The organism is Actinomadura geliboluensis (assembly GCF_005889745.1).
GTDB lineage: Bacteria > Actinomycetota > Actinomycetes > Streptosporangiales > Streptosporangiaceae > Spirillospora > Spirillospora geliboluensis.
Genome location: NZ_VCKZ01000497.1, coordinates 1 through 6,218, shown reverse-complemented (window position 1 = coordinate 6,218; position 6,218 = coordinate 1). Strand labels below are relative to the sequence as shown.

Sequence of the window (6,218 nt, the reverse complement as noted above, 5' to 3'; positions counted from 1 at the left end):
CCCCCGTCCCCGCCCCGGAGGCCGAGGACAAGGCCGAGGACAAGGCCGAGGACGCGGGTACGGACGCTGCGAAGGACGACGGGTCCGGGGCCGAGCCGAGCGACGGGGAAAAGGAAACGTCCCCCGGGAAGGGTTCCCAGGGGACGTCCTTGGATCCGGCGCCGTCCGGTCAGGCCTGCTGACCGGCGCTCACCTGCGCCCGCTCGGGAAATCGGGCCTCCTGCTCGGCGATGACGGCCTGCACATCGGCGAGCTTGCGGCCGTAGTCCCGGCTGGACAGCCAGAACTTGTAGATGATCACGAACTCGAAGAAGAGCATGCCGGCCGCGCTGACCGCCACCACGGGGATCACCGCGCCGGAGACGACCGCCGCGATGAGCGGCGCGACGATGAAGACGCCCATCTGGAACTCGATGCCGCTGATCAGGTGCGGCCGGATGCGCCCGCGCATCAGCACGTTGCGGATCCGGGCGTACCACGGGAACCGCTGGTTGAACCCCTGCTGCAGCGCGATGTTCGGGTTCTCCGCGACGACCTGGTCCTCCAGGTCGGCCTCGGAGGGCTCCAGGTCGGCCTGCGCCGAGCGGAGCCGGTCGTCGGCCGCGGCCGACGCGGACGGCCCGCCCTCCGCCCGGGCGGCCTCGTCCAGCAGTTCCTGCGCCCTCTCCTGCGCGGTGCGCAGCGTCGCCCGCATCTGGTTGCGCACCTTGTAGATCTCAAGGGCGTCCATGTAGCGGAGCATGTCGAGGAAGACGACGGCGAGGCCGGTCCAGATGTAGGCGGTGTTCCCGGTGTTGTGGTACTGGCCCGCCATGAGTGTGATGGCGCAGGCGAGGACGCGGACGCGGTCGAAGATGTAGTCGAGCCAGGCGCCGAAGACCGAGCCGGTGCCCTTCAGGCGGGCGATCTTGCCGTCCATGCAGTCGAGCGTGAACGACAGGTGGTAGAGCAGGGCGCCGACGACGAGCCAGAGCGGGGTGGCAACGGCGAAACAGGCGCCGGCGGCCAGGCCGAGGATCAGAGCTCCGACGGTGAGCTGGTTGGGGGTGATGCGTGTCCGGTTGGCGGTGAACTTGACCAGCCGGGAGGCGAGGGGGTCGACCAGCAGGACCGTCCACCATGCGTCACGCGCTTTGTACGTCCGTTGCCGGACGTCGTCGAGCGTGAAGTCCGCCATTGAAGAGCCGTCCTTTCGTGATGGGAGATCCGGGCCCCGGCCGCGGGGTGGCAGACGCGGAACCGGCCGCTGACAAGGGACGATGACGCGCCCGGGCCCGCTCCCGAAGGGAGAATCTACTCCCCCCGGGAGCGGGCCCGGCGCGTCGTTGCCGACTTGTCACCGATGATCGTCAACCCAGCAGCCGGTCCGCGATCCGCGCGGCCGCCTGACCGACGTCCATCGCACAGTAGCGGTTCTGGAACGCCGTGTAGGCGCGAAGGTGGGTCGACGTGACGCCGTCGAGGTCGCGGAGCGCGTCGGCGACCTCGTCGACCTCGCGCAGCAGCGGGCCCGGCGCCTCCGCGGTGAGGTCGAAGTAGGTGCCCCGCAGCTCCTCCTGGTAGAACTCCAGGTCCGGGGTGAAGAACAGGATCGGCCGGCCGGTCGCGGCGAAGTCGAACATCACCGAGGAGTAGTCGGTGATCACCACGTCGGCGATCAGGTACAGCTCGGTGATGTCGGGGTGGCGGGTCACGTCGATGACGTCGCCGCCGATGCCGGCCGTCCGGTCGGCGACCATGTGGTGCTGGCGCACCAGGATCGTGTACTCGTCGCCGACCGCCGCGGTGAGGCGCGCGGTGTCCAGCACCAGCTCGGCCTGCCGCCCGCGGGTGAGCCAGATGTCCTCCCGCCAGGTCGGGACGTAGAGGGCGACCCGGCGCCCGTGCGGGACGCCGAGCTGCTCCCGCACCCGCCGCGCCCGCTCCTCCCGGTCGGGGGCGAACAGCAGGTCGTTGCGCGGGTAGCCGACCTCCAGGACGTCGCCCTCGTACCGGAACGCCTGCCGGAGCATGCCGGTGACGTGCGCGGACGGCGAGATGAGGTGGTCCCAGAGGGGGACGTCCTCCTCGTAGCGGCTGAGCTTGGTGGTGTTGCTCGCGATGCGGCCGTTCTTCACCAGGTCGTAGCCGATGTGCTTGTACGGCGTCCCGTGCCAGGTCTGGAGGTAGACCTGCCCGGGCCGCTTGGCGTAGCCCTGCATCTGCAGGCAGTTGTTCACGACGATGCGCGCCGCCGCGGACAGCTCGTAGTACTCGCGGGTGCCGCGCAGCACCGTCCGGGCGCCCTCGGGCACGTCGAACTGCCCCTCGGCGGTGAACCAGACGTACTCCAGCCCCGGCTCGCGCCGCTGCATCTCCTCGAAGACGGCCCGCGGGTTGCAGGAGTACTGGCGGCCGAAGTAGCTCTCGAACACCACCAGGTCGCGCAGCGGCGCGGTGTTGGCGGAGGAGTAGTAGTGCCGCTGCAGCCTGCGCTGCGCGTAGGGGCCGCGCTCGTCGTCGCTCAGCGCCGTCCGGATCCAGAGGTGGAGCAGGTCGCCGCGGTGGGACTGGAGCGACAGCTCGTGCACGCCCACGAACCGCGGCTCGGGCAGCGCCTTGCGCGTCGCCCGGTCGATGCCCATGTTGATCTCGCCGTGCTCGCCGGGGACGTACAGGTCCCACCGGCCGGTCGGCAGCGGGAAGCCGCTCTCGCGCCGGGCGTTGAGCAGCGCGGTGAACGCCGGCCCGTCCCAGCTGAGCGGCACCTCGTGGACGTCGGACGTGCGGCGGCGGCGCATGATCAGCCGGTCCGGGCGGGTGCCCTCGTCGGCGCTGGTGCCGCTCACCCGGATCGTGGTGCCGTCCAGCCACTCGACCCGGGTGATCGTGGGCCGGGGGGCGCGCTCGACCAGCGTGAGGTTGCCGTAGTTGGTGGCGATGACGTCGTACTCGCGGCCGGCCACGTCGGCGCGCAGGTCGAGCAGGTCGGCCTCGACGGCCAGCCGCAGCCTGTCCTCGCCCTTGGCGGTGAGGGAGAAGTCCCACTCGATGCTGTCGGTGACGGCCGTGCCGCCGGCGGCCGCGCCCCCGGCGCCCAGCCCCTCGGCGAGGTCCCTGAGGTCGGCGACGGCGGTGAAGCCGAGGTGCCCGGCGGGGGCGTCCTTCGTCACGGTCATCGGCCACGACACGGTCGTGGTGCCCTGCCGGTACGCCGCGGTGATCTCGCCCTTGCGCACGTAGGCGGCGTCGGCCTGCCGGACCCGGCCGGACAGCAGCAGCCGCTCCCCGTCCACCTTGACGTCGGTCACCAGGGCGCGGACCGGCTGCACGCCGACGATCAGTTCCTTGGCCTGGGTGTACTTGGGCTTGATCAGCATCCCGGGCGCGACCTCGCGGTCCGGCGGCCACAGCCCCGCGCCGCGCGGCGTGGTGAGCCTGCCCCGCCGCTTGATGCCGTGGGTGGTCACCGTGACGAAGATGTGCCAGGTGCCCTCGTTGGACCCGAGCTGGGCGGGGTCGATCTCGACGGCGAAGCCGGACCAGTCGTGGCAGGCGGTGGCCTGGCCGCTCTGCGCGGTGACGTCGGGCCGCCGGATCCGCTCCGGCTTCGGCCGCAGGATCTTCGGGACGAGCACCATCCGCCGCTTGCGGAACTCCACCTCGATCGTACTGTCGTCGGGGCCGGGGGCGTCCATCCGGTCGATGTAGGCGTGGCCCTCGATCCGCAGCCGGCCGTTGTGCCACATGATCTCGTCGACGCCGGTCTGCAGCTTGAGCTCGTCGGACAGCGCGTAGAGGTGGTCGGGGAAGCGCGGGTCGCCGAGGTAGGGGTAGTCGCCGTACCAGGTGTCGCCGCCGCCCTCGCGCTGGATCGCGCTGTGCCGCATCGGGTTGCTCTTGGCGAACGAGACGATGTCGATCAGCTCGTCCATCAGCCGCTCGCGGACGGCGTGGAACTTCAGCCGGTCGATGGCGGCGAGGTCGTTGAGGAGCTTCGGGTCGATCTCGTCGAGGAACTCGTTGACGAGCGCGAGGAACGACTCGCGGTAGGCGTCGTCGCCCTGGTCGACGACGTTGACGTAGATCCGGATGTCGTCGGCGAGCGCCGACCGGTCGTAGGCGTCCTTCAGGTCCGGCGCGTTCTTGGCCAGGAAGCTGGAGGCCGCGCGCACCGAGCGGATCCGGTCGGCGAGGTTGCCCGGCTCGGTGCGCCGCTGCGTGATCGAGCGGGTGCCGGTCTCGCGGATGCGCCAGTGGTAGACGACCTCGCGCAGGACGTCCACCTTCGAGGCGAGGACGTGCGCCGGGATCGTCACCGGGATGTCCTCGTACAGCCCGGCGGGGAACTTGAAGTCGTGCTTGTCCCAGAAGGCGCGGCGGAAGACCTTGTTCCAGGCGGTGCGGTCGCAGAGCAGCTCGGGGAAGTCGCGGACGTGCGTGCCCTTGCGGTCGATCGGGAAGATGTCGTCGTGCATGGCCGACCGCTGCAGGCCGTTGATGCCGATCCGCCGCACGGCGCCGCAGGCGATGTCGGAGCCGGTCTCCTCCAGCGAGCCGACCATCAGGTCGAAGGCGTACCGGGGGATGATGTCGTCGCTGTCGATGAACGCGAGGTAGCGGCCCGAGGTGTGCGGCAGGCCCGCGTTGCGGGCGAGGCCGAGGCCCTGGTTCTCCTGGCGGACCAGCCGGAAGCGGGGGTCGCGGGTCTCGAACTCCTTGGCGATCGTCGCGCTCGCGTCGGTGGAGCCGTCATCGATCATGACGACCTCGAGGTCGCTCAGCGTCTGCTGGGCGACGGACTCCAGGCAGGCCTCCAGATAGGCCTCGACGTTGTAGAACGGGACGACGATGCTCAGCAGCGGTGACAACCGGTTCTCCCCAGGGGGACGAGCGCCAAATTGTGGCGGGATGGTGAAATCCGCTTCACTGCGGGATTAAGAGGCGGATAAGGCCGAGTTGATGATATCCGACATGGCACAACACGAGATTCGTCTCGGCGGGGGGCGCCGCCCGGCGGGCTAACGGGCCTGCCCGCCGGCCGCACGCTTGGCGCCCTTGCCGGCCGGACCGCGCCCGGCGGGACGGCGCAGGGACGTGAATGCCCAGGTCATCTTGGGTTCGATGGCCCAGCTCATGCACCGCACCACCGGCGGGCTGCACAGCACGGTGCCGAGGACGGCGGACGCGCCGAGGAGAATGATCGTCCCCGGAACGGTGTGCATCCAGGCGAACTCCCACCAATCGAGGTAGTCCAGCAGCCGAATGATGAACCCGTGCAAAAGGTACGTGTAGAGCGTGGTGGCGCCGAGCGCGCTGAACCAGTGCCGCCCGCGCGGGACGACCGCGAGGAACGCCGCGACCAGCACCGTCGCGCAGCTGAACATCGCCAGCGTCATCACGGTGCCGGTGACGTTGTTGACGCCGAGGTCCTCGTACGGGGTCTTCCAGAAGACCCAGTTCTCTGTCATGCGGTCCTTGGCGAAGTACGCCATGGCCAGCCCGCCGGCGAGCACCGCGGCGCCGATCGGCCGGGCGATCGGCTTCTTGAGCAGCTCGAAGTGCTCGGGCTTCAGCGTGAGGCCGAGCACGTACAGCGGGAGGAGCCCGAGCACCCGGTGGATGTTGAACGTCCCGCCGAGATCGCTCATGTAGGACAGCAGCGCGAACAGCAGGGCGATGCCCAGCGGCCAGCGGATCTGCTGCCACACCGGGGTGGACAGCCGCCAGAGGAAGAGCGCGCACATGAACCACATCAGCCAGTACGGCTTCAGCAGGCTGATCGTGAGCTCGCCGCCCTTGCCCAGCCAGGCGTAGAGCTCGTACGCGACCTCGAACACCACGTACGGCACGCCGACATGGGTGATGAGCTTGCGCGCCTTGCCGGTGGAGAACGTCCAGTTCCGGGAGAGGTAGCCGGTGATCACGATGAACAGCGGCATGTGGAACATGTAGATGAACAGGTACAGCGCCTTGGCGATCGGCACGTCCGACCGGATGTTGGCGATGACGTGCCCCGCGACCACCAGCAGGATCGCGAAGTACTTGGCGTTGTCGAAGAAGGGGTCACGCGGCTTGCGCGGGCGCGCGCCCTGCCCCGGTGAGGCCGCGCCCGCCGCACTGCCCGCCGCACTGCTCGGCGGCGTGCCGGGGGCGGGCCGCGCGGTGCCCGGCGCGGGCGGCGCCATGGCCGCCGCGCCCGGCGCCCCGGCCGCCTCGGTGCTGGAGGCGCGCTCGGG

At 70.2% G+C, this 6,218-nt stretch carries 4 protein-coding genes; 1 reads left to right on the top strand and 3 read right to left on the bottom strand.

From position 1 onward, the window contains the following. Positions 1–182 (top strand): hypothetical protein (locus ETD96_RS46280; protein WP_205719694.1); only part of this gene is annotated, 182 nt, incomplete at its 5' end. On the opposite strand, the gene ETD96_RS39535 is transcribed toward ETD96_RS46280, so the two are convergent. From ETD96_RS39535 to ETD96_RS39525, 3 genes are all read right to left on the bottom strand, one after another. After that, positions 170–1,177, bottom strand: coding sequence for a CDP-alcohol phosphatidyltransferase family protein (locus ETD96_RS39535; protein WP_138641608.1), 1,008 nt, complete (start codon positions 1,175–1,177; stop codon positions 170–172). The genes ETD96_RS46280 and ETD96_RS39535 overlap by 13 nt on opposite strands. A 172-nt stretch (positions 1,178–1,349) precedes the next feature. Then, the gene (locus ETD96_RS39530) at positions 1,350–4,850 is read right to left on the bottom strand and encodes a bifunctional glycosyltransferase/CDP-glycerol:glycerophosphate glycerophosphotransferase (RefSeq protein ID WP_138641607.1); all 3,501 of its coding nucleotides are present in this window, start codon (positions 4,848–4,850) and stop codon (positions 1,350–1,352) included. 150 nt (positions 4,851–5,000) lie between these two features. Next, the coding region (locus tag ETD96_RS39525; protein WP_338072658.1) for an acyltransferase family protein at positions 5,001–6,218 on the bottom strand (1,218 nt) is incomplete at its 5' end.